The following is a 24,715-nucleotide window of genomic DNA, read 5'->3' as shown; positions in this document are numbered from 1 at the left end:
AATTGCGAAGCGCAAATTTTACTGCTTCGCAATAAAAAATACAAGAAAATTCCCACACTAAAACTTAGCCATCAAGCATCTAATCTAAAAAAGATACGACTTAAAATATTGGTAAATGCGGTGCAGGGGAGATCGCTGTAAAGTAAAAGCTCAGACTCAATACAGTGATAAACTGAACTGAAAATAAGAAATAATGTTTTGCCCAAGCTTGATCATCATCAGCTTTAAAGCCTTTGATGCTGAGATATATCCAATATAAGCCGATCGCATTTAAAGCAATTGCGAAGCAAATATTTGTATAGCCAAAGACATAAAGCAAATTCATCGTAATTAAAAATAAAACCACATAAATTAACGATTCAATTTTAGTACGTTTGATTGTGCGAGCGACAGGTAGGATTGGGATATTCGCATTGGCATAATCTTGAAAACGATAGATTGCAATGCCCCAAGAGTGTGGCATCTGCCAAAATGCGTAACCAAGTAATAAGATTAAAGCGGCAAAATCGAACTGCTCAGTAATCGCTGTATAACCAATCACAGGCGGGCAAGCACCAGAGATACTGCCAATGACTGTTTGATGAATGCTACTACGCTTCGTCCATAGGCTATATAGAAAAACATAAACGATAAAACCAATACCTGCGAATAAGCAAGCCAATGGATTGACCAAAAAATACAAAATCACAAAGCCAAGTATGCCAAGTATACAGCCGTAAATAAATGCAATAGGCACAGAAATCGCTTTGGTGACCAAAGCACGATTTTGAGTACGCTGCATTTTTTGGTCAATATCTTGGTCGATAATATTATTAAAGACACAGCCAGATGCCACGACAAGAGTCGTACCAAGTAGCGTAAGGAGCAAAAAGGGGAGATCAATTGAACCTTGGGCGGCTAAAAAGAAGCCGCCCAAAGTGGTAATGAAATTACCAAATAGAATCCCTGGTTTGGTCAGGAATAAATACTTTTTAAACATGACAAGCGTTTAGATCATCATGTTCGCATGTAGGTTGGTCATTACCCATACCGAACCAATCAACAAGATCGCAATGGTCAAAATGGTATAGATAAAGGCAATCGAATCCCAACGCTGTTGTTCAGAACCATTCAAGTGAAGGAAGAACACCAACTGGACGAGTACCTGTGCAATCGCAGTAATCGCAATCGTCGCAATGACAAGACCACCAGTCATACCAGCCATGACCATCCCAAAAGGGATGAGGGTCAGGATGATAGACAAGATAAACCCGATTGTATATTGCTTAAAGCTACCGTGCGCAGCACCAGGATTATTCACATCATGACTCATGCGAGAACTCCTCCTAAGTAAACTAAGCTAAACACACAAATCCATACGATATCAAGGAAGTGCCAGAACAAGCTTAAGCATGCCAAACGACGTGTGTTTGGTAATGTCAAACCGTTCTTTTTGATTTGGTACATTAACACCAACATCCACACCAAGCCAGAAGTCACGTGAATACCGTGTGTACCAACTAGAGTAAAGAATGCAGATAAGAATGCACTTGTACTCGGACCATGACCTGCATGTACTAAGTGATTGAACTCATAAAGCTCCATACCGATGAACGCTGCACCAAAGAAGAATGTAATCATTAACCACTTCAATACACCGCCAACATCATTACGGTAGCGAGCCAATACTGCAAAACCAAAGGTCACTGATGAAATCAAAAGTGCCATAGTTTCAGTCAATACAAATCCTAAAGAGTCACCGAACAAATCCTTCGCACTTGGTGTACCAGGTGGAATGTGTGTGCTCAATACAGCAAAAGCGATGAAGAGTGTGCCGAATAAGATCAAGTCACTCATCAAGTAAGTCCAGAAACCAAAGACCGTTAGATCAGTATCATCATGTTCGTGATGATCATCGTGTCCGTGGTTGTCGTGATGAAGTACTTCAGCCATTGTCTTAGTCCTTCTTCAAATGTTTATCTAACAAAGCATAACGTTCGTTTTCGATACGTTCTACTTCGGCAGCAGGGACGTAGTAATCCACTTCTTTAGTAAATGAACTACGAATGAAGCTGATGATCGCAATTACAAAAGTAACTAGCGCTAACCACCAAATATGCCAGATCAATGCAAAGCCCATGACTGTCAATACGATTGCAATCACAAAACCAGCTGCACGATTTGTCGGCATATGAATGTCTTCATATTTCGCTGGACGTTGGTAAGCGATACCGTTTTCTTTATCAGACCAGAAGCGATCAATACCAGCACCATCTAAGTCAGTTGCAAAGTTATAAAACGGTGCAGGCGAAGAGGTAGACCATTCATAAGTACGACCAGCACCATTCCATGCGTCGCCTGTATAGTCGATAGTTTCTTTGCGTTTTAAGAAACCAACAAATACAGAAAGAAGCAAACATCCAATACCAATAGCAACCAAGATTGCACCGACCATTGCGACGTTGAGATAAGGTGTCCATTCTGGATTGTCATATGTATTTAGACGACGAGTCATACCCATGAAACCAAGGATATAAAGTGGCATGAAAGCAAAATAGAAACCGAAGAACCAAAACCAGAAGGCTGCTTTGCCCCAGAATTCATTCATTTTCCAACCAAACATTTTTGGCCAGTAGAATGTAATACCAGCGAACATACCAAATACCACACCACCGATGATCACGTTATGGAAATGCGCAATCAAGAACAATGAGTTGTGGACAAGGAAGTCAGCAGGTGGAATCGCCATCAATACGCCAGTCAAACCACCGATACCAAATGTTACGAGGAAGCCAAGCGTCCAGTACATCGGAGAGGCGAAAGTAATCTTACCGCGATACATGGTGAATAACCACGAGAACATTTTCACCCCAGTAGGGATCGCGATGATCATTGTCATAATACCGAAGAAGGCATTGACATTTGCACCTGCACCCATGGTGAAGAAGTGGTGTAACCAAACGATTAAAGACAATATGGTAATTGCGATCGTTGCATACACCATAGACTTGTAACCGAATATCGTCTTACGGCTAAACGTTGCAACAATCTCAGAATATAGACCAAATGCAGGCAGCACCAAGATGTATACTTCTGGGTGACCCCAAGTCCAAATCAAGTTCACATAAAGCATTGGGCTACCGCCAAGCTCATTGGTGAAGAAGTGGAAACCGAAGTAACGATCAAGTGTTAACATTGCCAAAGTTGCTGTCAATACAGGGAAAGTTGCAATGATCAAAGCACTTGTACACAAGGTCGTCCAAGTTGATACAGGCATATCCATCAACTTCATACCCGGTGCACGCATCTTGATGATGGTCACGAAGAAGTTGACACCTGATAACAATGAACCTAAACCTGAAAGCTGTAGTGCCCAAATATAGTAGTCCACACCCACACCTGGGCTGTACTCAATATTTGAAAGTGGTGGATAAGCCATCCAACCTGTCGCAGCAAACTCACCGATGACCAATGAAGCCATCATTAAGCCAACCGCACCAGCGAATAACCAGAAGCTCAAAGAGTTGAGCAGTGGGAATGCAACGTCACGCGCACCGATTTGAAGTGGTACAGTGATGTTAAACATACCAACAACTAGACCCATCGCTACGAAGAAGATCATAATTACGCCGTGGGCTGTAAAGATCTGATCGTAGTGCTCGGGGTGCAGATAGCCTTCGCCACCTGGTCCTGCGAGGAACAGTTGCAGACGCATCATGATCGCATCGGCAAAACCACGGACTAACATGATTCCTGCCAAGAGGAAGTACATGATACCAATTTTCTTATGGTCAACAGTGGTAAACCATTCTTTCCACAAGTAGCCCCATAGTTTGAAGTAGGTAATCGCACCTAATAGCGCGAATGCACCTAAAAACATAATTGCAGCAGTCACCAATACGATTGGATCATGTGGAATTGCTTCAGGGCCTAATTTGCCTAATAAAAGTGTAGACATCATTATTCTCCTGTGACAGGTGTAGCGGTGTCATGCGCTACAGCTTCAGGCTGATGACTTGGAGCTGAATGTGTGTCAACTGCATGTCCAGCGTGATGGTCATCACCGTGGTAATTACTCATGTAATGATTAATCACAGAGTCAAAAAGACCTGCTTCAACCGATGAGTAATAAGTCACTGGGTGAGGGTGATGAGGGTAAGGACCTTCCGCTTGTGCAATTGCAGCCGCTTTTTTCTCAGCTTCTGTACGTGCTGTTTTCACCATTGCATCAATTTGGAATTGAGCACGGTTACCATCACGAAGTGATTTGAATTCTGCTTGGTCAAGTAGACCTTTTTGAACAGCAGTCGTGCCTTTGTCATCAACAACAACAGCATTGCCTTGACCACTCTTAATCGCTTGAACCCATTGTTCAAACTCAGGTGCAGTCACACTGTGTACAAGGAAGCGCATTTGGGAGAAGCCATAACCACTATAGTTGGATGAGAATCCGCGATACACACCAGTTTCAGTTGCACTCAAATGCAACTGGGTTTGCATACCCGCCATCGCATAAATCTGACCTGCAAGCTTCGGAATGAAGAAAGAATTCATCGTGAAGTTCGACGTGACGCGAAACGCAATCTCTTGATTTTCAGGGAAACGAACTTCATTGACTGTTGCAATATTTTGTTCAGGATAAATAAATACCCATTTGAACTGTTCAGCAATGACTTGAATCGTCATTTCTTGATCAGGAGATGTCGCACGTGGCTTGTAAGGATCGTATTCATGCGAACCCCACCAAGTGAGATATGCTAGATAAGCAATAATGATAATTGGAACACCCCAAACAACGATCTCAATTGCCGTTGAATGCGCCCAATGTGGTTGATAGTCAGCATCTTTATTAGATTCACGATACTTCCAACCAAACCATAATGCCATCAAAATCGACGGCACAACAACAAGCAACATCACATAGATGGCTGTCATCATTAAGTTTGATTGACCTTCAGCAACAGGACCTGCTGAATTCAGAAGTACCATATCGCCGCCACAGCCTGTTAGGGCAATCGCTGCGACCAATAAAGACAATACTGTTATAGTCGTTTGTCTCATAATACAACCTCGGTGAAGAGACCCATTTTCAAAAAAATATGGGATAGCGATTTGAGTGCTGCATGATTGATTAGATATTTGATTAGCAAATAGGCTATTTTCTAGCCAAACATGTGGCACCGCTACTTTATAGGGCATTATGCCTGATTCATCGACACGAAGCTATAACAAAACTCTGATAAAACACAATTAATTCCATGAAAAAAATAATGGTTTAAAACCAAAAGGCACAAATTTTTAATAATTCTTTGAAGAATAAATATTTTTTGTATATCTTTGATTAAAATATAGCCACAAAATGGTTTATTTTGTGGCTAAAGGTTCACTATAAAATAAATGAATAGCGAGTCATTCATATATTGAATTATTTTTCAATGACAATGGTTTTTGCAACTTTGTCATGCAAGGTTTGACGCTTTTTCGTTGCAGAAAATGCAAGGTCGATAATGGTGCTAAATGGCATAAACAATACATTCAAAATAATAAACAATGCACTACGCATCACAAATACTCGTCCGAAGCCTACAGTTTCTTTGCTTTCGGCATCTACGATTTGTATTTTCATGATTTTTTTACCGATACTTTGACCGCTACGTGTCAGTAAAACGGCTTGTGCAGTCAACATCAAAATGAGATACATGCCCATGCCAATCCAACCAATCTGTGGAATAAGGCTAAAGAGCGCTTCTTGAGTTTCAGGCGTTGGCAACATACCTTGTGCTTGAAGCTTGGCAAGCTCTGCATGTTGCGCAGGTGACATAAATGCAGTTAAAAATAAAAATGCAGGAAGCCATAACAACAAATCAATAATTTTGGCAAAAATACGTTTTGAAAATGGTGCTAAGCCACCATCGGTGTTTTCATTTTTATTAAACTGAATGTTATTTTTCCAGTCATATTGCTGTGTAGTAGATGCAGGCGTTGCCCATTTTGAGTCGCTATTATTTGCCTCATCTACAGCAGGCGGAAGTTGACCACTTTGTTTGACTTCGCCAATGGTTTTCCATTCAGACATGCCTTTGAACCAAATCAAATCTGTTGTAACGACTTGTTGGCTTTCAATCATTTGATGAACTTGCGCCAAAGTATATGGGCCTGCTTGTTCATTATTTCGAGCTAAATAAATATCCAAAATGTACAACCTCAAATAAACGCCAAATTTTCCAAGAAAGTGTCATAAAAAAGACCCACAAACGGGTCTTTTCCATTGTCATAATACGAACATTTTATCACATAATGTCGTTTACTTTTTGTTTTGGTTGTCTGACAGGTAGAACCATGTATCGAGCACTGAGTCAGGGTTTAATGACACTGAGTCAATGCCTTGTTCCATCAACCAAAAAGCTAGGTCAGGGTGGTCGGAAGGTCCTTGACCACAAATCCCGACATATTTTCCTGCTTTACGACACGCATTGATCGCCATAGAAAGCAATGTTTTCACTGCTTCGTCACGCTCATCAAAGAGGTGCGAAACAATACCTGAGTCACGATCAAGACCAAGTGTTAATTGAGTTAAATCGTTTGAACCAATCGAGAAGCCGTCAAAGTGTTCGAGGAATTGATCAGCCAAAAGCGCATTGGTTGGCAATTCACACATCATGATGACTTTTAAGCCATTTTCACCACGTTTTAAACCATTTGCACCAAGGAGTTCAATCACACGCTTTGCTTCGTTTACAGTGCGTACAAATGGAATCATGATTTGAATATTGGTCAGACCCATTTCATCACGTGCTTTTTTCAAGGCACGACATTCAAGCTCGAAACAGTCACGGAAGTTATCAGATACATAACGACTTGCGCCACGGAAGCCAAGCATTGGATTTTCTTCTTCAGGCTCGTAGAGCTTACCACCGATCAAGTTTGCATATTCATTCGATTTGAAATCTGACATACGTACGATCACTGGCTTATCAGCAAATGCCGCTGCAAGAGTGGTAATTCCCTCAACCAATTTCTCCACATAGAAATCGACTGGAGAAGTATAACCTGCGGTACGTGTTGCAACCGCAGCACGCGTTTCACGAGGTAGACTGTCGATATTTAATAATGCTTTTGGATGTACGCCGATCATACGGTTGATGATGAACTCAAGACGTGCCAAGCCAATCCCTTCGTTTGGAATTTGCGCAAAGTCAAATGCACGGTCAGGGTTTCCAACGTTCATCATGATTTTAAATGGTAGTGGTGGCATTGAAGAAATTGAATTACGTTGTACTTCGAAGTCCAAAGCACCTTCATAAATAAAGCCTGTATCACCCTCTGCACAAGATACAGTGACTTCTTGACCATCAGACAAAATCTCTGTGGCATTGCCTGTGCCGACGATCGCAGGGACACCAAGCTCACGTGCAATAATTGCAGCGTGGCAAGTACGACCACCACGATTGGTGACGATCGCAGCCGCACGCTTCATCACTGGTTCCCAATCTGGGTCAGTCATGTCTGAAACAAGCACGTCGCCAGTTTCAACTTTGTCCATCTCTTTGATCGAGTTCACCACACGTACTTTACCTGAACCAATACGTTGACCGATCGAACGACCTTCGCAAAGAACGGTACCTTTTTGCTTGAGTAAGTAGCGTTCCATCGTGCCGACATTTTGACGGCTTTTGACGGTTTCTGGACGTGCTTGGACGATATAGATTTGCTCATCATCGCCGTCTTTTGCCCATTCGATATCCATTGGCGCACCGTAGTGCTTTTCAATGATGAGCGCTTGTTTTGCAAGTTCGGTCAGTTCGTGATCATTGAGAGCAAATTGTTGACGATCCGCTTTATCAACATCAACGATCTCTACAGAACGACCTGCGGCAGCATCTGCGCTATAGATCATTTTCTTATGTTTAGAGCCGAGATTACGACGCAGTACAGCATGTTTACTATTATTTAATAATGGTTTAGACAGATAAAATTCGTCAGGGTTCACCGCACCTTGTACCACCATTTCACCCAAACCATAGGCTGCAGTGATAAACACCACATCACGGAAGCCTGATTCGGTATCAAGGGTAAACATCACACCAGCTGCCCCAGTTTCAGAGCGCACCATACGTTGTACACCTGCAGAGAGCGCAACGATGTCATGCTCAAAGCCTTGATGGACACGGTAAGCAATCGCACGATCATTATACAGTGAAGCAAAGACTTCTTTGATTGCTACGAGGATATTGTCGATACCACGAATATTCAGGAAAGTTTCTTGTTGACCTGCGAATGAAGCATCAGGCAAATCTTCTGCTGTGGCAGAAGAGCGCACAGCAACAGCAATCTCAGGATTGCCATTCGACATGCTTTCAAAAGCACTACGAACTTCTTGCTCAAGTTCAGGTGTCAGCGGAGAATCGATGATCCATTGGCGGATTTTTGCACCAGTTTCAGTAAGGGCTGTAATGTCATCAACATTCAGCTTTTTGAGTTCATTGGAGATTTTTTCTTTTAGACCGCTTTTATCAAGGAATTCACGATATGCTTCAGCAGTTGTGGCAAATCCTCCTGGGACTGAAACTCCAGCATTAGAGAGGTGACTAATCATTTCACCTAAAGAGGCATTTTTTCCGCCTACTTTATCTACATCATGCTTGCCTAATTTTTCCAGACCAATAACGCGTGCTTCCAAAATCGTTACTCCACTGTGTGCTTCATTAAAAATTTAACTGATTCGAAAATTTCTTTCGAACGTCTACATTCAAGTCTAAATCAAAAAATCTCGAAAACGTATTTCATAAATCGATGTCGTCAATCTATTCGTAAATCAAAGTTGTGATATGCGTACCAATGATTCAAATTTCCACCCCTAGTGGCATATTATTTTTTACTATTTTTCACAGTTTTCACGTTTTATCAGCGAATATAGCAATAATAGGCGACAGGAGATCAACATCCGATTACTATAAAGATTATGTGCTGTGAAAACAAATGTTAAAGGTGAAAAAAACATGTCAGAAAGTAACATACCTAATGACAATATGATTAATCGAAGTGTGTTCTTTATATCTGATGGAACAGCGATTACCGCTGAAACCTTAGGGCATTCACTCTTAGCACAATTTCCCAATGTTGAGTTTGATACGCACATCATGCCGTATATTGATAGTGAAGAAAGCGCCATGAATGTGGTGATGAAAATCAACAGTATCGCTGAGCGTGATGGCAGTTTGCCGATTGTGTTTGATACTTTAGTTGATCCTGATCTGCGAGATATTATCAACACTGCAAATGCGATTAATTTGGACGTGTTCGAAGGCATTATCAGTAAACTTGAAACTGAACTGGAAACCAAAGCGACAACACTAGTTGGTCAGACCCATGCGGTGACGGACTCGGAGTCTTATAAAGGGCGTATCGATGCAGTGCATTTTGCACTTGACAATGATGATGGCGCACGCACACGACATTATGATCAGGCGGATTTGATTTTGATCGGTGTATCTCGTTCGGGGAAAACGCCAACGTCGATTTATTTGTCATTACAGTTCGGTATTCGAGTGGCGAACTATCCGCTCACTGAAGATGATTTGGATGACAATCGTCTGCCTGCGGTACTTAAACCACATAAAAGCAAGCTCTTTGGTTTGATGATTGATGCGGAGCGATTAGTGGCGATACGTACCGAACGCAAAGCCAATAGTCGTTATGCGAGCTTTAGTCAATGTCAGATGGAGCTTCGAGCAATCGAAGGGATTTATATTTCAGAAGGTATTCCATATTTAAATGTATCGGAAATGTCGATCGAAGAAATTTCGACACGAATTTTGCAAACGACAGGTTTAAAGCGTCGGATTGGTTAGGATTTTCTTTAATTTGAAAAATTGATTTTTTCGAAACGGAAATATCAAAAAGCAAATAATAAAACGCCAAGTTCATAAGCAACTTGGCGTTTTTCAATCTAAATTATTGAGATTCACCTTGAATTTGTTTCAATAATTCAAAGCTTTTGAGCCGTTTTTCAGGATCATACACATCACAAGTGAAGATGAATTCATCCGCCTGAGTACGCTGTAGTAATTCCTCTAAGCCGTGTTTCACGGTTTCTTTAGAGCCAGTCTGCTCAACACCAAAGAAACCTTCGACGCCACGTTTTTCTACTTCTGACCATAAACCATCCATCGACGCTACAGGTGGCACAAGATTGGTTGGTTGACCACGAAATAGTGCAAGGATGCGCTGATAATTGGTCGTGGCAAGATATTTTGCTTCTTCATCACTCTCTGCAACAAGACTTGGCACACCAATTATCACATAAGGTTTATCCAAATAAGCCGAGGCTTGGAAGTTTTCACGATATAAAGCGATGGCTTGCATCATCATCCGTGGCGCAAAGTGTGAGGCAAAAGCATAAGGTAAACCGAGTCGTGCAGCAAGCTGTGCGCTAAATAGGCTAGAACCTAACAAATACACAGGGACTTTTGAGCCTTGCCCTGGAACGGCAATGATTTGCTGTCCTGCTTTGGCATCATCGAAATAAGTTAAAATTTCACTTACATCTTGCGGGAATTGCTCCTCAGTTTCAAAACGTCCACGACGCAAAGCTCGCATTGTGATCTGATCTGTACCCGGTGCACGACCTAATCCGAGATCAATCCGATCAGGGTAGAGTGTCGCTAAAGTACCGAATTGCTCAGCAACCACAAGAGGGGCATGATTGGGCAACATAATGCCACCCGAACCTAATCGCAGTGTTGAAGTGTTCGCCGCAAGATAACCAAGCAACACACTGGTCGCAGAGCTGGCGATACCTTTCATATTGTGATGCTCGGCAACCCAAAGACGATGATAGCCAAGCTTTTCGGCATGTTGTGCAAGTCGTTTTGCATTTTCTAAAGCATCTTTAGCGGTACCATCATCACGAATCGGTGCAAGTTCTAAAATGGAGAATTTTACATCTTTCAGATTGGATGATGCGTTTTCATTGAACGCTGTATCGGCTGTGGACACAAAGCCACCTCATTTTAAAAATCATGTCATGTTAATATGAGGTTGCTTCGGATAAAATCAATTTTTACCTTTTAAATTTCTCATAAGGTTATAAATAAGCTGATTTTTAATTTTTGAATATCCTTTCTCAGGCAACAAAAAAGCACCCGAAGGTGCTTTCTTGAACGTATTTAGCTATTAGTCATGGTAATGACGTGAACGTTTCCATTGGCTGCGTTTGTATTTACGTGAGTTGTTATACTTACGTTTTTCAGCGTCTTTATCATCGCTGATTTTATTACCAAGAGCTGCGCCACCTGCTGCACCGAGAGCTGCTCCGATGATTTGACCATTTGAACCATAGTTTTTACCCAGTGCAGAGCCTGCATAAGAGCCTAAACCGCCACCAATTGCCGATTCAGTCCGGCTTGATTTGCTACTTGCCGCTGCAGCACCACCTGCACCACCGATTGCAGCACCTAAATCTGCACCATTTGATCCACCGACTTGTTTACCGATGACATTACCAACGACGCTACCAAGTGCACTCGCTGCTGCCACACGTGTCGTACTATCCGCCATCGCAGGTGTTGCAATGATCGAACTCGCTAAAACTCCAGTTAAGATATATGCATAATGTTTCATTGTGCTCTCCTTATAAGCTTCTATTTTTAAGTCTTTTTGACAAAGTATGTCAAAATGTTTTGATGGAAATAAATTTAGCAAAGGATAGGGCGAAAAAAATGGAGATCTGTAGCGCAAACACATACTTTGCGTAACTCAAAGGTAGCGAAAGACGTATCTTCTGTAACTTTCGCCGTAATTCCTCCCTATTCTGAATTTGAAATGCCAAGACGATCACATTGTCTAAAAGTTGATGTTGTCGATAGGATTTAGCTTGATTTGTCGGTAAACTATGCGCCACATTGCATTGATCAATTTCACATCTTTAATGATTTTTATTCATGATTTCTATTCATGGTCTTGAAATAATTTTGATGCACCAAATTTGAAACACATTCGTTGAAGTAAAACCTAGAAATAGAATCTAGGACAAAGAGAAAGTTATTGTATGAAAGAGTCGCTACGTTTACGTTTGGATCAGTTGGTCGATCGTTATGAAGAGTTAAATGCCTTATTGGCAGATGTAGAAGTTATTTCGGATAACAATAAATTCCGCAAACTCTCTCGTGAACATAGTGAACTACAAGAGATCACCGCTGTTTGGCAACAATATACTCAAGCCGAAGCGGATATTGTGACTGCTGAAGAAATGCTATCCGAGCCAGATTTCAAAGAAATGGCACAAGAGGAAATCAAAGAAAATAAAGCCTTGATCGACGACCTTGAAAGTCAGCTCAACATCTTAATGATTCCCAAAGATCCGAATGATGCCAATGCTGCATTCCTTGAAATTCGTGCAGGAACGGGTGGTGATGAAGCGGCGATTTTCTCAGGTGATCTATTCCGTATGTATAGTAAATATGCCGAAACACAAGGTTGGCGTATTGAAATCCTCTCTGAAAATGAAGGCGAACATGGCGGTTATAAAGAAGTTATTTGTCGTGTCGATGGTGATGGCGTCTATGGTCGCTTAAAGTTTGAAAGTGGTGCGCATCGTGTACAACGTGTGCCTGCAACCGAGTCGCAAGGGCGTGTGCATACTTCGGCATGTACCGTGGCGATTTTACCTGAAGTGGATGTGGATACGTCGGTCGATATTAACCCTGCGGATTTGCGTATTGATACTTACCGTGCATCAGGTGCTGGTGGTCAGCACATTAACAAAACTGATTCTGCGGTGCGTATCACCCATATTCCAACAGGTACGGTGGTAGAATGTCAGGATGAGCGTTCACAGCATAAGAACAAAGCCAAAGCGATGACACTGCTTGCGTCACGTCTTGAAAATGCCAAGCGTGCGGCCGCTGATGCAGCGACTTCAGAAATGCGTCGTGATTTGGTGGGTTCGGGTGATCGTTCTGAACGGATTCGCACCTATAACTATCCGCAAGGTCGTATGACCGACCATCGTATCAATCTGACTTTATATAAGCTCGATGCGATCATGGAGGGCGATTTGACCGAAATCTTGGACAATCTGCATCGTGAATATCAAGCTGATCAATTGGCGATGTTGGCGCAAGAGAATGATGCCTAACCTTTATAAAAAATTCATTATTTCAAAAATTCAGGTCATGTGATGAATATTGCACAAGCCTTAAATCTGCGTGGGCAAGTGGATAGCTATGAACGCCAAGAAGCGACATGGCTACTTGAGCATATTCTTAAACTCAGCCCATTGCATCTGAAAATGAATATGATGCAAGACTTATCAGCGGAGCAAGAACAGCACTATCTCGATGGTTTGATGCGCTTAGCAAAAAATGAACCGCTTGCCTATATCATCGGCTCACAGCCGTTTTGGACGCTGGATTTAAAAGTCACATCGGACACATTGGTGCCACGTCCTGATACCGAGATTGTGGTCGAAACGGTATTGGCGTTGGACTTACCGAAAGTGGCTAATGTGCTGGATTTGGGGACAGGTACAGGCGCAATTGCACTGGCACTTGCCTCGGAAAAGCCACTATGGAAAATCACAGCAACAGATATTTATGCACCAAGTCTTGACGTGGCAAAGTTTAATGCAGAGAAACACGGTTTAAATAATGTTAATTTTGCGCTCGGCTCGTGGTATAAAGCGCTAATGACGCGACAGCACAAAGATAAGTTTGACTTAATTGTCTCGAATCCGCCGTATATTGATCCTGATGATGTGCATGTGGCTAAGCTCGAATATGAACCGCAACGTGCTTTGGTCGCTGAGAAAAAAGGCTTATCAGATTTAGAGCTCATTATCCGTGAAACGCCAGAGTGGTTAAATCCAAAAGGCTGGATTGTGCTTGAGCATGGCTATGATCAGGCGACTGCTGTACAGGATTTATTAAAACAACAAGGCTTTAAAAATGTCCGTACTGTGCAGGACTATGGTAGTAATGATCGGGTGAGTTTGGGGCAATTTGTTTAATGCAAAAGTCAAACGACTTGCAAAAGATCGGTATACGACTGTCTGCATTTTATTTTTTCTACTATGCGATCGTCGGCACATTCATGCCGTATTGGAATTTATATTTGGAATTCCAACAGTTTAGTCATTTTGAAATTGGTTTGCTCAGCACCATTGCGGTGATCACTCGATTTTTTGCGCCATTTATTTGGGGATGGCTCGCCGATCTGACGGGCAAGCGCATGTTGTGGATTCGCATTGCAACTTTTGTAGAAGCAGTGATTTGGCTGACCATTTTCTTTATTGATAAAAAATTTCAAAGCATCGCCATCATCATGCTGATTTTTAGCTTTTTTCAAAATGCAATCTTGGCGCAGTTTGAGGGCGTAACGCTATTTTGGCTCGGTGATCAACATCAGACTTTATATGGCAAAATCCGTAAATGGGGCTCGATCGGCTTCATCGTTGGCGTGTTTGTGATTGGTGCAATTTTGGATTGGATTCCAATTACCAATCTACCAATTCTATTATTGTGTATTTCCGCTTGTGCTTTTCTGTGTTCGTTTAGCATTGCTGAACCAAAACAAGCACCGACTGCACAGCGCAAACTTGAGCCGATTTTACCGATCTTAAAACGTCCTGCGGTGGCGTGTTTTTTTCTCATTGAATTTTTCCTTTTGTTTTCTCATGCGCCGTTTTATAGCTTTTATAGTAATTTTCTGCATGAATATCAGTTTTCCACCACGAAAACAGGGCTGTTATGGTCAATGGGCGTGGTAGCAGAAATCGTGATGTTTGCTTATGCGACATGGTTTTTTCGTCAATTTTCATGGCGCAGTTTAGTTGCTATCTGTTTGGTCTTGACCAGTATGCGTTGGATCATTGTCGGCGTATTTGCTGAGCATTTTTGGATACAGCTTTTTGCACAATGGATTCATGCCTTTAGTTTTGGTTTATTTCATTTGATTGCCATGCGGATGATTTTGCAACACTTTAGTGCAGGACAACAGGGACGAGGGCAGGCGCTGTATAGCACCATGTGGGGGCTAGGTGTGGCACTCGGTAGTTTACTTGCAGGAAAATATTGGGATGTGTTGTCTGGGCAATGGATATTTATCATTGCAGGGTTGATGTGCTTATTTGGGCTAGTTTTTATCAAAGCATTGCCAAATAATAAGATGGCTTAGAACTTGTCATTAAAGTTTGCAGTGAATCAAGTCACCATAAATAGTGAATATTCATTATTAAAATACATAAAGCTGAAAGAAGCGGTATGCTAAAAGTATCTACAGTCATTGAATTTTAATCCTGCTACATCATTAACCTTAATTGGTTGCATTGCGTTAGAAATAAATTTCTTTGACGATACAATGGCATTTATGAAGAGATCTGGGTGGTCAAATGGATTTATTACAACGCTTAGGAATTACACATCCTATATTTGTTGCACCGATGGCAGGTACGTCTACACCTGAGCTTGCGGCAGCGGTATCAAATGCAGGCGGTTTAGGTGCGTTGGGTTTAGGAGCAAGTAATGCCGAAACAGCAAAACAAGCCATTCTCAAAACCCAGCAATTGACCGATCAACCTTTTCAGGTCAATTTTTTCTGTCATCAACCGACTGCTTATGATGCAGACAAAGCGCAACAATGGATTAATTATATTCGTCCACACTTTGATGAGTTTGATGCAGAAGTGCCAATACAACTCAATGAAATTTATCAAAGTTTCGTATCGAATGATGATTTGCTGAAAGTTGTGTTAGACACAAAACCGAAAGCAGTGAGTTTTCATTTTGGCTTACCAACTGCTGAGCAGATTTCTGCTTTAAAACAAGAGGGCATCATTACACTGGTGACAGTGACTCAGTTGAGTGAAGCCTATTTGGCACAGCAGGCAGGCATTGATGTGTTGATTGCGCAGGGTGTTGAAGCAGGCGGACATCGTGGCACATTTAATCCAAGCTGTGATGCGGGACTGACGACTTTAGATTTGGTGATTATTTTGAATCAGTATTTTGATCTGCCGATCGTGGCTGCGGGTGGTATCATGACGGGTGAAGATATTCGATTGTATTTGGAGCTGGGTGCCAGTGCGGCACAGCTAGGGACAGCATTTGTACAATGTAAAGAATCCGCTGCCAATGACGTCTATCGAGAATTGCTTTTTCAACAGCCGATTACCCAAATCACCGATAATATTTCAGGTCGCCCTGCACGTGGTTTGCTCAATGCGTGGCATCAGTTTGTTGATTTGCCTGATCGTCCATCTCATGCGGGCTATCCATATACTTATGACTTGGCAAAACAACTGCATGCAGTTGCATCAAAACAAGATGAACAAGGTTTTGGTGCATATTGGGCAGGCAGTAATGTGGCGAATATTCGCCGTTTGGATGCCAAAGAGTTGGTAGAAAAATTGGTGCAGGAATTGCAAGAACTGTAATAAGTTTTGCTCAGATTGCAGGAAATCAGCATCAATATATGTTGCTGATTTTTTTGATAGGTGTTTGTTTCTAAGTTTGTTTAATTTGTCGTTAGAAATGCACGTAGGTAAACAATACGCCATAAATCAGCGCCGCTGTTAAGGTCGCCAAAATAATCTTTTTACTCAGCGCATACATCATGATCAATGCCAAAAATCCACAACTCATGGCAAAAATCCGATCATGATGATCAATTAACGGTGGCAATGTGGCAATCATGAACATGGCACAGATCGCACTAACACCAATACTTGCCATCGCCACGCCAATCCATGCACGTCCTTTATTTTGTTGCTGTTGCTGTTTTTTATGTACTAGCCAAATTGGTACAAAACGGTTAAAAAAGTTAGCTAAGCCGACCAACAAACCAATCAATAAAATTTCAATGCTCATGGGATTGTGCTCCTTGAGATGTGTTTTTATCAATGCCATAGTATTTGATTAATGCAACGACCATTCCCGCAATAATTCCTGAGAAAATCGCAAAAGATAATCCAAGCCATAAATAACCAAGCGCACTGAATAGCAAGGCGCTGATAATGATATGTAAATTTTTCTTCTCAAATGCCGCCAATAAAAAGCTTAAAAATAATGCAGGCAATAAAAAGTCAAAACTGGCTTGTAAAAACATCGGCATTAGATGTATCTGATCGGCAAACATCGCACCGACAAATGAGCCAAATGCCCAAGATGCCCATGAGGTAAAACTTAATCCGAGCATCCACGCCTCAGACCAGTTTTGCTTGCGCTGACTGAGTTCAATCAAACCTCGTGCAAACACTTCGTCGGTCAAGCCCCAAGCCCAAAATCCTGTTTTTTTCATGCTCAAGGTGGGTTTCACTGCGGACGGGAATTGCTGATACATCGCAGGGCCATACAGCACATGACGCAGATCTAGAATAATCACGGTAATCGCCGCCACCCAAATCGAGCTACCAGATGCCAAAAGTGCAATGACAATAAACTGACTTGCTCCTGCATAAATGGTTGAAGATAAGAATAGCGCTTCCCACGAATTAAAACCAAAGCCGACCGCAGCCACACCAAATGCAAATGCCACAGGCAAATAGGTAAATACAATGACTAAGGCATCACGTGCACCGTCTAAAAAGGTACTCTGACGGTGTGTGCTTGGATTTGAAACGATATGAGTGTTGGACATAAAAACCTTTATACATACAGCGCAGAAATCACAAAATACTTATCGCTTCAGGATAATGTAGGAATAGCGGTTGAGTATTCTAATATAATTTTTTAATATGCGAGCCTGTCAATTGATTAGGCTATGGTGGCATCGTATGAAATTTCAACTTCAATGTTCCGTTGTACTGATGAGCGTGTTGGGTGTTGCATGTGGCAATCCGCAAAACAGCAACACGAGTGAGCAAAGTGCAACTTCGCCGAGTACGGACAGTCAAAATGAACAGCATGCAAATGCAAATCAAAAAATCAAACCTGCAAAGAAATTAACAAATGATGCTTCTGCTGTTGCCAATGAAGCATGGATTTTGATTAATCAATTGGATCAACTCATTTATGCTGAAAATGCGAAAAGTAATCCTGATATTGATGGCATGGTGCGAGAACCACTGCGTGAGCTGTCGACGCGTTGGCGTATCGAAGTCAAAATGACAGACTCAGTGACCGAAGGGAAGTATGCACTTTGCCGTAAATCATTGAATAGCTTGGATGCTTGGGCGAGAAGTGTGCAAGAGCAGAGCAGTGATCGTGCGCAGAAGCAACTGAACTATGAGCGTGATAAGCAATATTGCAAAGATGCGATTGAAAATCCGAAGTATGGCAATACACCACCGAAAATTAGCCAAGCGCCGATTTGATTTAAACAATCACAGGAAAGTTGCGCATAAAAAAGCTGACCTAAAGTCAGCTTTTTTAACGCAAGAATTTAATCTTTATTGAAGCGCAGGTTGAGCTGCTTTCATCGCTGCTGCTACAGCATCATCTTCAGTGGCATCACCTGATAACGCATGTTCATCATTGACGACATCTTCGCTCACAGTATTGGCACTATTTGCAGATGATGTACTGCTCGAACCGTTGCTATTTGATGAAGAGCCATTTGAGCTTGCAGAACCACTGCTTGGTGCAGGTGTTGGATCAACATAAGCATCTTCTTCACTTGCTGTAATTTCAGCTGTACCTGAATTGTCATCTATCTCTTCAAGATCGGTGTATTCAGCTTGTTCTTGACCATTGTCCAGTTCTTGAAAGTCTGATTCTTGCACTTCAGTTTGAGTGGTTTGCTCTTGCTCAGCGTCTTCAGGCTTTTCTTTTTTCATGCACGCAGTAAGTAGTAGTGCACTTATAGAACTGACCATGATCAATTTTAAAAAAGTAGATTTCATAATCGTTTTCTTCATTTCACAAAACAGAAAATTAAGTGAATTATATCAAACTAAAAACTTAAATTGTAAAAATTCATAACTCGAATTGTGCTTTTATGGTACGTAGATGCTTTAATCGGCATTTCAACAAAATTATTGCGTAAAAGATGCGATTAGTTTTGCTTTATGAGGGGGGTTTACAGTAAAATCGCCAAACATTGTATGCCGTTTTTCGGTGCCATTGTACGAGAATTCGAATGACTCATTTTATTTTTGTCACAGGTGGTGTGGTTTCATCACTTGGGAAAGGTATTTCTGCTGCTTCTGTTGCTGCGCTATTAGAGGCGCGTGGCCTTAAGGTCACGATGGTCAAAATGGATCCGTACATCAACGTCGATCCAGGTACAATGAGTCCATTCCAACATGGCGAAGTCTTTGTTACCGAAGATGGCGCAGAAACTGACCTCGATCTAGGCTATTACGAGCGTTTCCTCAAGCGCTCAAAAATGACAAAACTCAATAACTTCACCAGTGGTCGTGTTTATCAAGACGTACTCAACAAAGAGCGTCGTGGTGACTATCTTGGTGGTACAGTTCAAGTCATTCCACACATTACTGATAATATTAAAGCACGTGTCCTTGCCGCAGGTAATGGATTTGATGTGGCGATCGTTGAAATCGGCGGAACAGTCGGTGATATCGAATCTTTACCATTTATGGAGTCTGTGCGTCAGCTGATGGTAGAGCTTGGGCATAAGCATTCGATGCTGATGCATTTGACCTTGTTGCCTTATATCAAATCTGCGGCTGAGCTAAAAACTAAACCAACACAGCATTCGGTTAAAGAATTACTTTCGATCGGTATTCAGCCTGATATTCTCATCTGCCGTACTGAGCATGATGTGGATGCAGATACTCGACGTAAAATTGCGCTCTTTACCAATGTTCGTCCAGAAGCCGTTGTGGTCTGTAAAGATGCCAAAACCATTTATGAAATCCCACGTAATTTCTATGAACAAGACGTTGATGATCTCATCTGTGAGCGTTTTGGTTTTGACAATTTACCAGAAGCTGATTTAACTGATTGGGATCAAGTCTGCGAGGCTTTATTCAACCCTGAATTTACTGTGCGTGTAGCAATGGTGGGTAAATACGTTGAGCTTCCTGATGCCTATAAATCTGTCAATGAAGCTTTATTGCATGCGGGCATTCGTAACCGTGTGAAGGTGCAAATCGACTATGTTGATGCTGAGCAACTTGAAACACTTGATGTTAATGAAACCTTATGTGATGCCGATGCAATCCTTGTACCAGGCGGTTTTGGTGAGCGTGGCACAGAGGGCAAGATGAAAGCGATTCGTTTCGCTCGTGAAAATAAAGTACCGTATCTTGGTATTTGCTTGGGTATGCAACTTGCGGTGATTGAGTTTGCTCGTAATGTTGCAGGTATGCCTGAAGCAACTTCAACAGAATTTAACCGTAATACCAAACAACCATTGATTGGCCTAATCACAGAGTGGTTAGATGAACGTGGCGAATTGCAACAACGTAATAATGAATCGAATCTCGGCGGAACCATGCGTCTTGGTACGCAAACGTCTGAGTTGGTTGAAGGGACTAAGATTCGTGATACCTATGGACTTGCGGAAATCAGTGAGCGTCACCGCCATCGCTATGAGATGAATAACCGTTATATTGATGATCTTGAAAAAGTAGGTATGAAGATTTCGGGTTATTCTGCGGTGCAACACTTGGTCGAAACAGTGGAAATCTCTGATCATCCGTGGTTTATTGCGGTACAATTTCACCCGGAATTTACCAGTTCACCTCGAGATGGACATCCATTATTTGCAGGATTTATCGCTGCAGCAAAAAAACAGTTTCAAGGAAAGGCGTAAGGCTTTACACAAATTGATTCGAGATTAGGAAAAGAGTTTAAGGAAATTTCATGACAGAACTTAAAGCAAAACAAATCGTTGAATTAGGTGACATTCAGATGGCGAACCATTTGCCATTTGTATTGTTTGGTGGCATGAATGTACTTGAGTCGAAAGACTTGGCGTTTGAAATTGCTGAAACTTATATCGACATTTGTAAGCGTCTTGAAATTCCTTATGTCTTTAAAGCAAGCTTTGATAAAGCAAACCGTTCAAGCTTAAACTCTTTTCGTGGGCCAGGTTTGGAGAAAGGTGTTGAGTGGCTCGGTGAGATAAAAAAACACTTTAACGTGCCGATCATTACCGATGTACATGAGCCATACCAAGCTGCACCTGTTGCCGAAGTTGCGGATATTATTCAACTGCCTGCGTTTTTAAGTCGTCAGACTGATCTCGTTGAAGCGATGGCGAAAACCGATGCAATCATTAACATCAAAAAAGCGCAATTCCTCTCACCACGTGAGATGGGGCATATCCTGCATAAGTGCTTAGAAGCGGGTAATGATAAGCTGATTCTGTGTGAGCGTGGTTCTGCATTCGGCTATAACAACCTTGTGGTGGATATGCTTGGCTTTGATACCATGAAAGCGATGGATGTGCCTGTATTCTTTGATGTGACACATGCTTTGCAAACTCCGGGTGGTCGTGAAGACTCAGCGGGTGGTCGTCGTGCGCAAATCACCACGCTTGCTCGTGCGGGCATGGCAACTGGACTTGCAGGGCTGTTCTTAGAAGCGCATCCTGATCCGAATAAAGCAAAATGTGATGGACCATGTGCATTACTTCTTTCTCAACTTGAACCATTTTTGGCACAGTTGAAAGAGTTAGATACATTGGTTAAAGGTTTTAAACAACTGGATACACACTAAGTAAGACTTTAATGAGTTTTTTGGTGTGTGTTTTTATAAATTGAACAACGATTGAGGAAAAATAAATGAGCCAAATCGCTGACATTCGTGCCCGTGAAATCTTGGACTCACGTGGTAATCCAACCATTGAGGCTGATGTGATTCTTGAGTCTGGTGTAGTTGGACGTGCCTGTGCGCCAAGTGGTGCATCTACAGGTTCACGTGAAGCATTAGAGCTTCGTGACGGCGATAAAGCACGTTATTTGGGTAAAGGCGTACGCCAAGCAGTACAAAACGTGAATAGTGATATTCGTGAGTTGCTTCTTGGTCAAAATGTCTTTGAGCAAAAGTCACTTGATGACAAGATGATTGCTTTAGATGCAACTGAAAACAAAGCAAAACTTGGTGCGAATGCGACTTTGGCAGTATCACTTGCTGCAGCGCATGCTGCGGCGACCGAACAAAAAACTCCATTATTTCAATATATCGCCAATCTGCGTGGTCAAACATCATTGACCATGCCAGTGCCGATGATGAATATCCTCAACGGCGGTGCACATGCAGACAATACCGTTGATATTCAAGAATTTATGATTGAACCTGTTGGCTTTACCTCATTCTCAGAAAGCTTACGTGCAGGTGCGGAGATTTTCCATGCACTGAAATTTGTATTGAAAAAGCAAGGTTTGAATACGGCTGTTGGCGATGAGGGCGGTTTTGCGCCAAACTTACGCTCAAACGAAGAAGCAATCACTGTGATTCTTCAAGCGATTGAAACTACAGGCTATAAAGCAGGTTCTGATATCATGTTGGCTTTGGACTGTGCATCGTCTGAATTCTACAAAAATGGTCAATATGTGCTTGCAGGCGAAGGCAATAAAGCATTTACTAGCAATCAATTTGCAGATTATCTTGCAGGGCTTGTCAATCAATATCCAATTATTTCGATCGAAGATGGTTTGGATGAGTCTGATTGGGAAGGTTGGGCGTATTTGACGTCAATCTTGGGTGATAAGATTCAATTGGTCGGTGATGACTTGTTCGTAACTAATCCAAAAATCTTACAACGTGGTATTGATGAAAAAGTTGGTAACTCAATCCTCATCAAATACAACCAAATTGGTACCTTGACTGAAACACTTGATGCAATCTATCTTGCAAAAGCAAATGGTTATACCACGGTGATTTCACATCGTTCAGGTGAAACTGAAGATTCAACCATTGCTGATCTTGCAGTAGGTACAGCAGCGGGTCAAATCAAAACTGGTTCACTATGCCGTTCTGACCGTGTGGCGAAATACAATCAATTGCTTCGTATTGAAGAATTGATCAAAGCGCCGTACCGTGGTAAGGCTGAATTCAAAGGCTTAAACTAATTTTATAGTCAGGCACTTTGAATATGTTCGCTACGGCAACAGGTCGAATCATCATCGGACTTGCGATACTTATTGTCGCAAGTCTGCAATACGCCTATTGGTTTGGTGAAAGTGGTTATTTCATGCATGAGAAACTCATCAATGACATGACCACGCAGATCGAAACCAATCAGGAATTGTCTGAACGAAATCGCATTCTCGCAGCGGAAGTGTACGACCTGAAAAATGGTTATGAAGCGATTGAGGAACATGCGCGTTTAGATCTTGGTTTGGTGAAACCACATGAAACTTTCGTACAAATGAGTATGATTAGTGGTGCATATCAGCCGATCTATTTGAATGATCGTGAAGAAACTGCCTTAGAACGGCAAACCAATGAATCAGAATAATTCCGAGCTTGTTCAACAGCTCAATTCACGAAATAATATTCATCAAAAACCAAAACTGTGGGGCGTAATTCCAGCAGCGGGTTCAGGTCAACGCTTTTCCAAAACCGAGTTAAAACAATATCTAAAGATCGCAGGGCAGACTGTGCTTGAGCATAGCGTCAATGCTTTGTATAAACTTCCACTTGAAAATTGTGTGATTGCGATCAGTGTAAATGATACCTATGCCAAGCAGATTCAATTTGCGCACCCTGTACAGTTTTGTATCGGTGGCAAAGAGCGCATGGATTCAGTGTTTTCTTCATTACAGCATTTGCAAAATTTTGCGGATAAAGATGATTATGTGCTTGTACATGATGCAGCACGTCCTTGTTTACATCAAAGCCAGATTCAAGCGATTGCTGATTTTTGTGAAACAGGTCAAGACGCAGCGATTATTGCTGTGCCAGTACGAGATACTTTAAAAAAATCAAAAGCAAACCAAGAGATTGAAGCGACTATAGATCGTAGCGCATTGTGGCAAGCACAGACACCACAGATCATTAAATATGGTGTGCTCTATCAAGCATTACTACATGCGATTCAAAATCATTTGTTAGTAACTGACGAAGCAAGCGCATTAGAACACTTAAATGTCCCAGTCAAACTTTTAGAAGGGCGTAGTGATAATATTAAAATCACTTATCCTGATGATTTAGACTTCGCTACGCTCATTTTGCAACAGTTTTCATCGCATTCAAACTAACTTATTTTTGTAATGACAATGAGGTGATTATTTCAGAATGAATGCACCTTTAGTAGTATTTTGTTATTTTTTTGATTCCATAATGATTTTATTTTTGCTAGACTTCAAAAGTCATGTATTCCACATTACTTTGTAATGACGCAAATAAAAGATAATTTAAATTGCAAGACTTTTGTCATCACAAAAGAATGATGATTTAAAGCGAAGAAGTAAGGTAAAGGAATACAATTACTGGAGATTATTAGGGATTCACGTCATGGCAAAGACTGAGGTTTATCAAATTCGCTTAGATAGCGATGAAAAAAAACTGGCATTTGCTGTATTCCGCCAGCTTGGCTTGACACCTGCGCAAGCAATTCGAATGTTTTTTCGTCAGGTTGTACTGACACAATCTATTCCATTTCAGATTGAGAGCAAAAGCATTCAACCGTCTTTATTGCACACACCTGTGAGTGATAAGTCTGCCACAGTTGCTGAAAATGAAGAAAATCATCACGATATCTTTACAGAGTTAGATCAAATTCTAAATTCTGACAAAAAATAATATTGCTAAAATCTTGTTGCATTTTAATAACTAAACGACACTTTTTGGGGTGATTTTTTTGTATATGCTAGACCTGACACAAA

General features: G+C 41.6%; 24 protein-coding genes. 12 read left to right on the top strand and 12 right to left on the bottom strand.

The window, feature by feature from the left end; all coding sequences use genetic code 11:
• Positions 1–100: 100 nt before the first annotated feature.
• From cyoE to ppsA, 7 genes are all read right to left on the bottom strand, one after another.
• On the bottom strand, positions 101–979 hold the full coding sequence (gene cyoE / locus MKI79_RS07535) for a heme o synthase (RefSeq protein WP_241571597.1): 879 nt from the start codon (positions 977–979) through the stop codon (positions 101–103).
• Positions 980–988: 9 nt separating this feature from the next.
• The gene (gene cyoD, locus MKI79_RS07530) at positions 989–1,312 is read right to left on the bottom strand and encodes a cytochrome o ubiquinol oxidase subunit IV (RefSeq protein WP_241571595.1); all 324 of its coding nucleotides are present in this window, start codon (positions 1,310–1,312) and stop codon (positions 989–991) included.
• Positions 1,309–1,932: a cytochrome o ubiquinol oxidase subunit III gene (gene cyoC / locus MKI79_RS07525; protein WP_241571593.1), complete on the bottom strand. Its 624-nt coding sequence runs from the start codon at positions 1,930–1,932 to the stop codon at positions 1,309–1,311. The genes cyoD and cyoC overlap by 4 nt, the downstream gene beginning before the upstream one ends.
• Before the next feature lie 4 nt (positions 1,933–1,936).
• A complete protein-coding gene (gene cyoB / locus MKI79_RS07520; RefSeq protein ID WP_241571589.1) occupies positions 1,937–3,937 on the bottom strand; it encodes a cytochrome o ubiquinol oxidase subunit I in 2,001 nt (666 codons plus the stop codon).
• A 2-nt stretch (positions 3,938–3,939) separates the two neighbouring features.
• Entirely contained in the window at positions 3,940–5,040 is a 1,101-nt protein-coding gene (gene cyoA, locus MKI79_RS07515) for a ubiquinol oxidase subunit II (RefSeq protein ID WP_241571587.1), read from the bottom strand.
• Between the two features lie 364 nt (positions 5,041–5,404).
• The gene (locus MKI79_RS07510) at positions 5,405–6,172 is read right to left on the bottom strand and encodes an RDD family protein (RefSeq protein ID WP_241571583.1); all 768 of its coding nucleotides are present in this window, start codon (positions 6,170–6,172) and stop codon (positions 5,405–5,407) included.
• 111 nt (positions 6,173–6,283) lie between these two features.
• Positions 6,284–8,659 (bottom strand): phosphoenolpyruvate synthase, encoded by a 2,376-nt coding sequence (gene ppsA, locus MKI79_RS07505; RefSeq protein ID WP_241571581.1) that lies wholly within the window; start codon positions 8,657–8,659, stop codon positions 6,284–6,286.
• A gap of 349 nt (positions 8,660–9,008) precedes the next feature.
• Between ppsA and ppsR the strand changes: the two genes are divergently transcribed.
• On the top strand, positions 9,009–9,830 hold the full coding sequence (gene ppsR / locus MKI79_RS07500) for a posphoenolpyruvate synthetase regulatory kinase/phosphorylase PpsR (protein WP_407651597.1): 822 nt from the start codon (positions 9,009–9,011) through the stop codon (positions 9,828–9,830).
• A gap of 103 nt (positions 9,831–9,933) precedes the next feature.
• On the opposite strand, the gene MKI79_RS07495 is transcribed toward ppsR, so the two are convergent.
• Together MKI79_RS07495 and MKI79_RS07490 are read right to left on the bottom strand one after the other, a co-directional pair.
• Complete coding sequence (locus MKI79_RS07495) at positions 9,934–10,977, bottom strand: LLM class flavin-dependent oxidoreductase (RefSeq protein WP_241571574.1); 1,044 nt, start codon at positions 10,975–10,977, stop codon at positions 9,934–9,936.
• Positions 10,978–11,154: 177 nt separating this feature from the next.
• Positions 11,155–11,601, bottom strand: coding sequence for a glycine zipper domain-containing protein (locus MKI79_RS07490; RefSeq protein WP_241571571.1), 447 nt, complete (start codon positions 11,599–11,601; stop codon positions 11,155–11,157).
• A gap of 427 nt (positions 11,602–12,028) precedes the next feature.
• Between MKI79_RS07490 and prfA the strand changes: the two genes are divergently transcribed.
• The 4 genes from prfA (at position 12,029) to MKI79_RS07470 (ending at position 16,411) form a co-directional block, all read left to right on the top strand.
• The gene (gene prfA, locus MKI79_RS07485) at positions 12,029–13,117 is read left to right on the top strand and encodes a peptide chain release factor 1 (RefSeq protein ID WP_241571568.1); all 1,089 of its coding nucleotides are present in this window, start codon (positions 12,029–12,031) and stop codon (positions 13,115–13,117) included.
• 42 nt (positions 13,118–13,159) lie between these two features.
• Positions 13,160–13,987: a peptide chain release factor N(5)-glutamine methyltransferase gene (gene prmC / locus MKI79_RS07480; RefSeq protein WP_241571565.1), complete on the top strand. Its 828-nt coding sequence runs from the start codon at positions 13,160–13,162 to the stop codon at positions 13,985–13,987.
• A complete protein-coding gene (locus MKI79_RS07475) occupies positions 13,987–15,153 on the top strand; it encodes an MFS transporter (RefSeq protein WP_241571562.1) in 1,167 nt (388 codons plus the stop codon). The genes prmC and MKI79_RS07475 overlap by 1 nt, the downstream gene beginning before the upstream one ends.
• A gap of 214 nt (positions 15,154–15,367) precedes the next feature.
• A complete protein-coding gene (locus tag MKI79_RS07470) occupies positions 15,368–16,411 on the top strand; it encodes an NAD(P)H-dependent flavin oxidoreductase (RefSeq protein ID WP_241571560.1) in 1,044 nt (347 codons plus the stop codon).
• A 91-nt stretch (positions 16,412–16,502) separates the two neighbouring features.
• Here MKI79_RS07470 and MKI79_RS07465 read toward each other — a convergent pair whose 3' ends face one another.
• Both MKI79_RS07465 and MKI79_RS07460 read right to left on the bottom strand, forming a co-directional pair.
• Positions 16,503–16,844, bottom strand: a complete 342-nt coding sequence (locus MKI79_RS07465) for an AzlD domain-containing protein (RefSeq protein WP_241571559.1) — start codon at positions 16,842–16,844, stop codon at positions 16,503–16,505.
• Positions 16,834–17,613, bottom strand: a complete 780-nt coding sequence (locus MKI79_RS07460) for an AzlC family ABC transporter permease (RefSeq protein WP_241571556.1) — start codon at positions 17,611–17,613, stop codon at positions 16,834–16,836. Before MKI79_RS07460 ends, MKI79_RS07465 begins: the two co-directional genes overlap by 11 nt.
• Before the next feature lie 136 nt (positions 17,614–17,749).
• Here MKI79_RS07460 and MKI79_RS07455 point away from each other — a divergent pair, with 136 nt between their 5' ends.
• Positions 17,750–18,289, top strand: coding sequence for a hypothetical protein (locus MKI79_RS07455; protein WP_241571554.1), 540 nt, complete (start codon positions 17,750–17,752; stop codon positions 18,287–18,289).
• 75 nt (positions 18,290–18,364) lie between these two features.
• On the opposite strand, the gene MKI79_RS07450 is transcribed toward MKI79_RS07455, so the two are convergent.
• Positions 18,365–18,817, bottom strand: a complete 453-nt coding sequence (locus MKI79_RS07450) for a hypothetical protein (RefSeq protein ID WP_241571552.1) — start codon at positions 18,815–18,817, stop codon at positions 18,365–18,367.
• Positions 18,818–19,053: 236 nt separating this feature from the next.
• Here MKI79_RS07450 and MKI79_RS07445 point away from each other — a divergent pair, with 236 nt between their 5' ends.
• The 6 genes from MKI79_RS07445 to MKI79_RS07420 all read left to right on the top strand — a co-directional run bounded on the left by MKI79_RS07445 (position 19,054) and on the right by MKI79_RS07420 (position 24,632).
• On the top strand, positions 19,054–20,694 hold the full coding sequence (locus MKI79_RS07445) for a CTP synthase (RefSeq protein WP_241571550.1): 1,641 nt from the start codon (positions 19,054–19,056) through the stop codon (positions 20,692–20,694).
• 50 nt (positions 20,695–20,744) lie between these two features.
• Positions 20,745–21,602, top strand: a complete 858-nt coding sequence (gene kdsA, locus MKI79_RS07440; RefSeq protein WP_241571548.1) for a 3-deoxy-8-phosphooctulonate synthase — start codon at positions 20,745–20,747, stop codon at positions 21,600–21,602.
• 65 nt (positions 21,603–21,667) lie between these two features.
• The gene (eno, locus tag MKI79_RS07435) at positions 21,668–22,957 is read left to right on the top strand and encodes a phosphopyruvate hydratase (RefSeq protein ID WP_241571545.1); all 1,290 of its coding nucleotides are present in this window, start codon (positions 21,668–21,670) and stop codon (positions 22,955–22,957) included.
• Positions 22,958–22,980: 23 nt separating this feature from the next.
• On the top strand, positions 22,981–23,346 hold the full coding sequence (locus tag MKI79_RS07430; RefSeq protein ID WP_241571543.1) for a septum formation initiator family protein: 366 nt from the start codon (positions 22,981–22,983) through the stop codon (positions 23,344–23,346).
• Between the two features lie 37 nt (positions 23,347–23,383).
• On the top strand, positions 23,384–24,088 hold the full coding sequence (gene ispD, locus MKI79_RS07425; protein WP_407651596.1) for a 2-C-methyl-D-erythritol 4-phosphate cytidylyltransferase: 705 nt from the start codon (positions 23,384–23,386) through the stop codon (positions 24,086–24,088).
• Between the two features lie 256 nt (positions 24,089–24,344).
• A complete protein-coding gene (locus MKI79_RS07420) occupies positions 24,345–24,632 on the top strand; it encodes a type II toxin-antitoxin system RelB/DinJ family antitoxin (RefSeq protein ID WP_241571537.1) in 288 nt (95 codons plus the stop codon).
• Positions 24,633–24,715: the final 83 nt, after the last annotated feature.

Origin of the sequence: Acinetobacter sedimenti (genome assembly GCF_022601685.1) — a bacterium.
GTDB lineage: Bacteria > Pseudomonadota > Gammaproteobacteria > Pseudomonadales > Moraxellaceae > Acinetobacter > Acinetobacter sedimenti.
Note: the sequence above shows the minus strand (reverse complement) of the source record. Positions and strands in the feature narration are given on the sequence as shown.

What these genes read in the sequence shown, in the direction of transcription:
- cyoA (WP_241571587.1), bottom strand. Translation starts at nt 5,040, where the DNA reads ATGAGACAAACGACTATAACAGTATTGTCTTTATTGGTCGCAGCGATT.
- cyoE (WP_241571597.1), bottom strand. Translation starts at nt 979, where the DNA reads ATGTTTAAAAAGTATTTATTCCTGACCAAACCAGGGATTCTATTTGGT.
- eno (WP_241571545.1), top strand. Translation starts at nt 21,668, where the DNA reads ATGAGCCAAATCGCTGACATTCGTGCCCGTGAAATCTTGGACTCACGT.
- MKI79_RS07455 (WP_241571554.1), top strand. Translation starts at nt 17,750, where the DNA reads ATGAAATTTCAACTTCAATGTTCCGTTGTACTGATGAGCGTGTTGGGT.
- prmC (WP_241571565.1), top strand. Translation starts at nt 13,160, where the DNA reads ATGAATATTGCACAAGCCTTAAATCTGCGTGGGCAAGTGGATAGCTAT.
- MKI79_RS07475 (WP_241571562.1), top strand. Translation starts at nt 13,987, where the DNA reads ATGCAAAAGTCAAACGACTTGCAAAAGATCGGTATACGACTGTCTGCA.
- ppsR (WP_407651597.1), top strand. Translation starts at nt 9,009, where the DNA reads ATGATTAATCGAAGTGTGTTCTTTATATCTGATGGAACAGCGATTACC.
- MKI79_RS07445 (WP_241571550.1), top strand. Translation starts at nt 19,054, where the DNA reads ATGACTCATTTTATTTTTGTCACAGGTGGTGTGGTTTCATCACTTGGG.
- MKI79_RS07470 (WP_241571560.1), top strand. Translation starts at nt 15,368, where the DNA reads ATGGATTTATTACAACGCTTAGGAATTACACATCCTATATTTGTTGCA.
- kdsA (WP_241571548.1), top strand. Translation starts at nt 20,745, where the DNA reads ATGACAGAACTTAAAGCAAAACAAATCGTTGAATTAGGTGACATTCAG.
- MKI79_RS07420 (WP_241571537.1), top strand. Translation starts at nt 24,345, where the DNA reads ATGGCAAAGACTGAGGTTTATCAAATTCGCTTAGATAGCGATGAAAAA.
- MKI79_RS07490 (WP_241571571.1), bottom strand. Translation starts at nt 11,601, where the DNA reads ATGAAACATTATGCATATATCTTAACTGGAGTTTTAGCGAGTTCGATC.
- MKI79_RS07430 (WP_241571543.1), top strand. Translation starts at nt 22,981, where the DNA reads ATGTTCGCTACGGCAACAGGTCGAATCATCATCGGACTTGCGATACTT.
- MKI79_RS07450 (WP_241571552.1), bottom strand. Translation starts at nt 18,817, where the DNA reads ATGAAATCTACTTTTTTAAAATTGATCATGGTCAGTTCTATAAGTGCA.
- prfA (WP_241571568.1), top strand. Translation starts at nt 12,029, where the DNA reads ATGAAAGAGTCGCTACGTTTACGTTTGGATCAGTTGGTCGATCGTTAT.
- cyoB (WP_241571589.1), bottom strand. Translation starts at nt 3,937, where the DNA reads ATGTCTACACTTTTATTAGGCAAATTAGGCCCTGAAGCAATTCCACAT.
- MKI79_RS07460 (WP_241571556.1), bottom strand. Translation starts at nt 17,613, where the DNA reads ATGTCCAACACTCATATCGTTTCAAATCCAAGCACACACCGTCAGAGT.
- cyoD (WP_241571595.1), bottom strand. Translation starts at nt 1,312, where the DNA reads ATGAGTCATGATGTGAATAATCCTGGTGCTGCGCACGGTAGCTTTAAG.
- cyoC (WP_241571593.1), bottom strand. Translation starts at nt 1,932, where the DNA reads ATGGCTGAAGTACTTCATCACGACAACCACGGACACGATGATCATCAC.
- MKI79_RS07465 (WP_241571559.1), bottom strand. Translation starts at nt 16,844, where the DNA reads ATGAGCATTGAAATTTTATTGATTGGTTTGTTGGTCGGCTTAGCTAAC.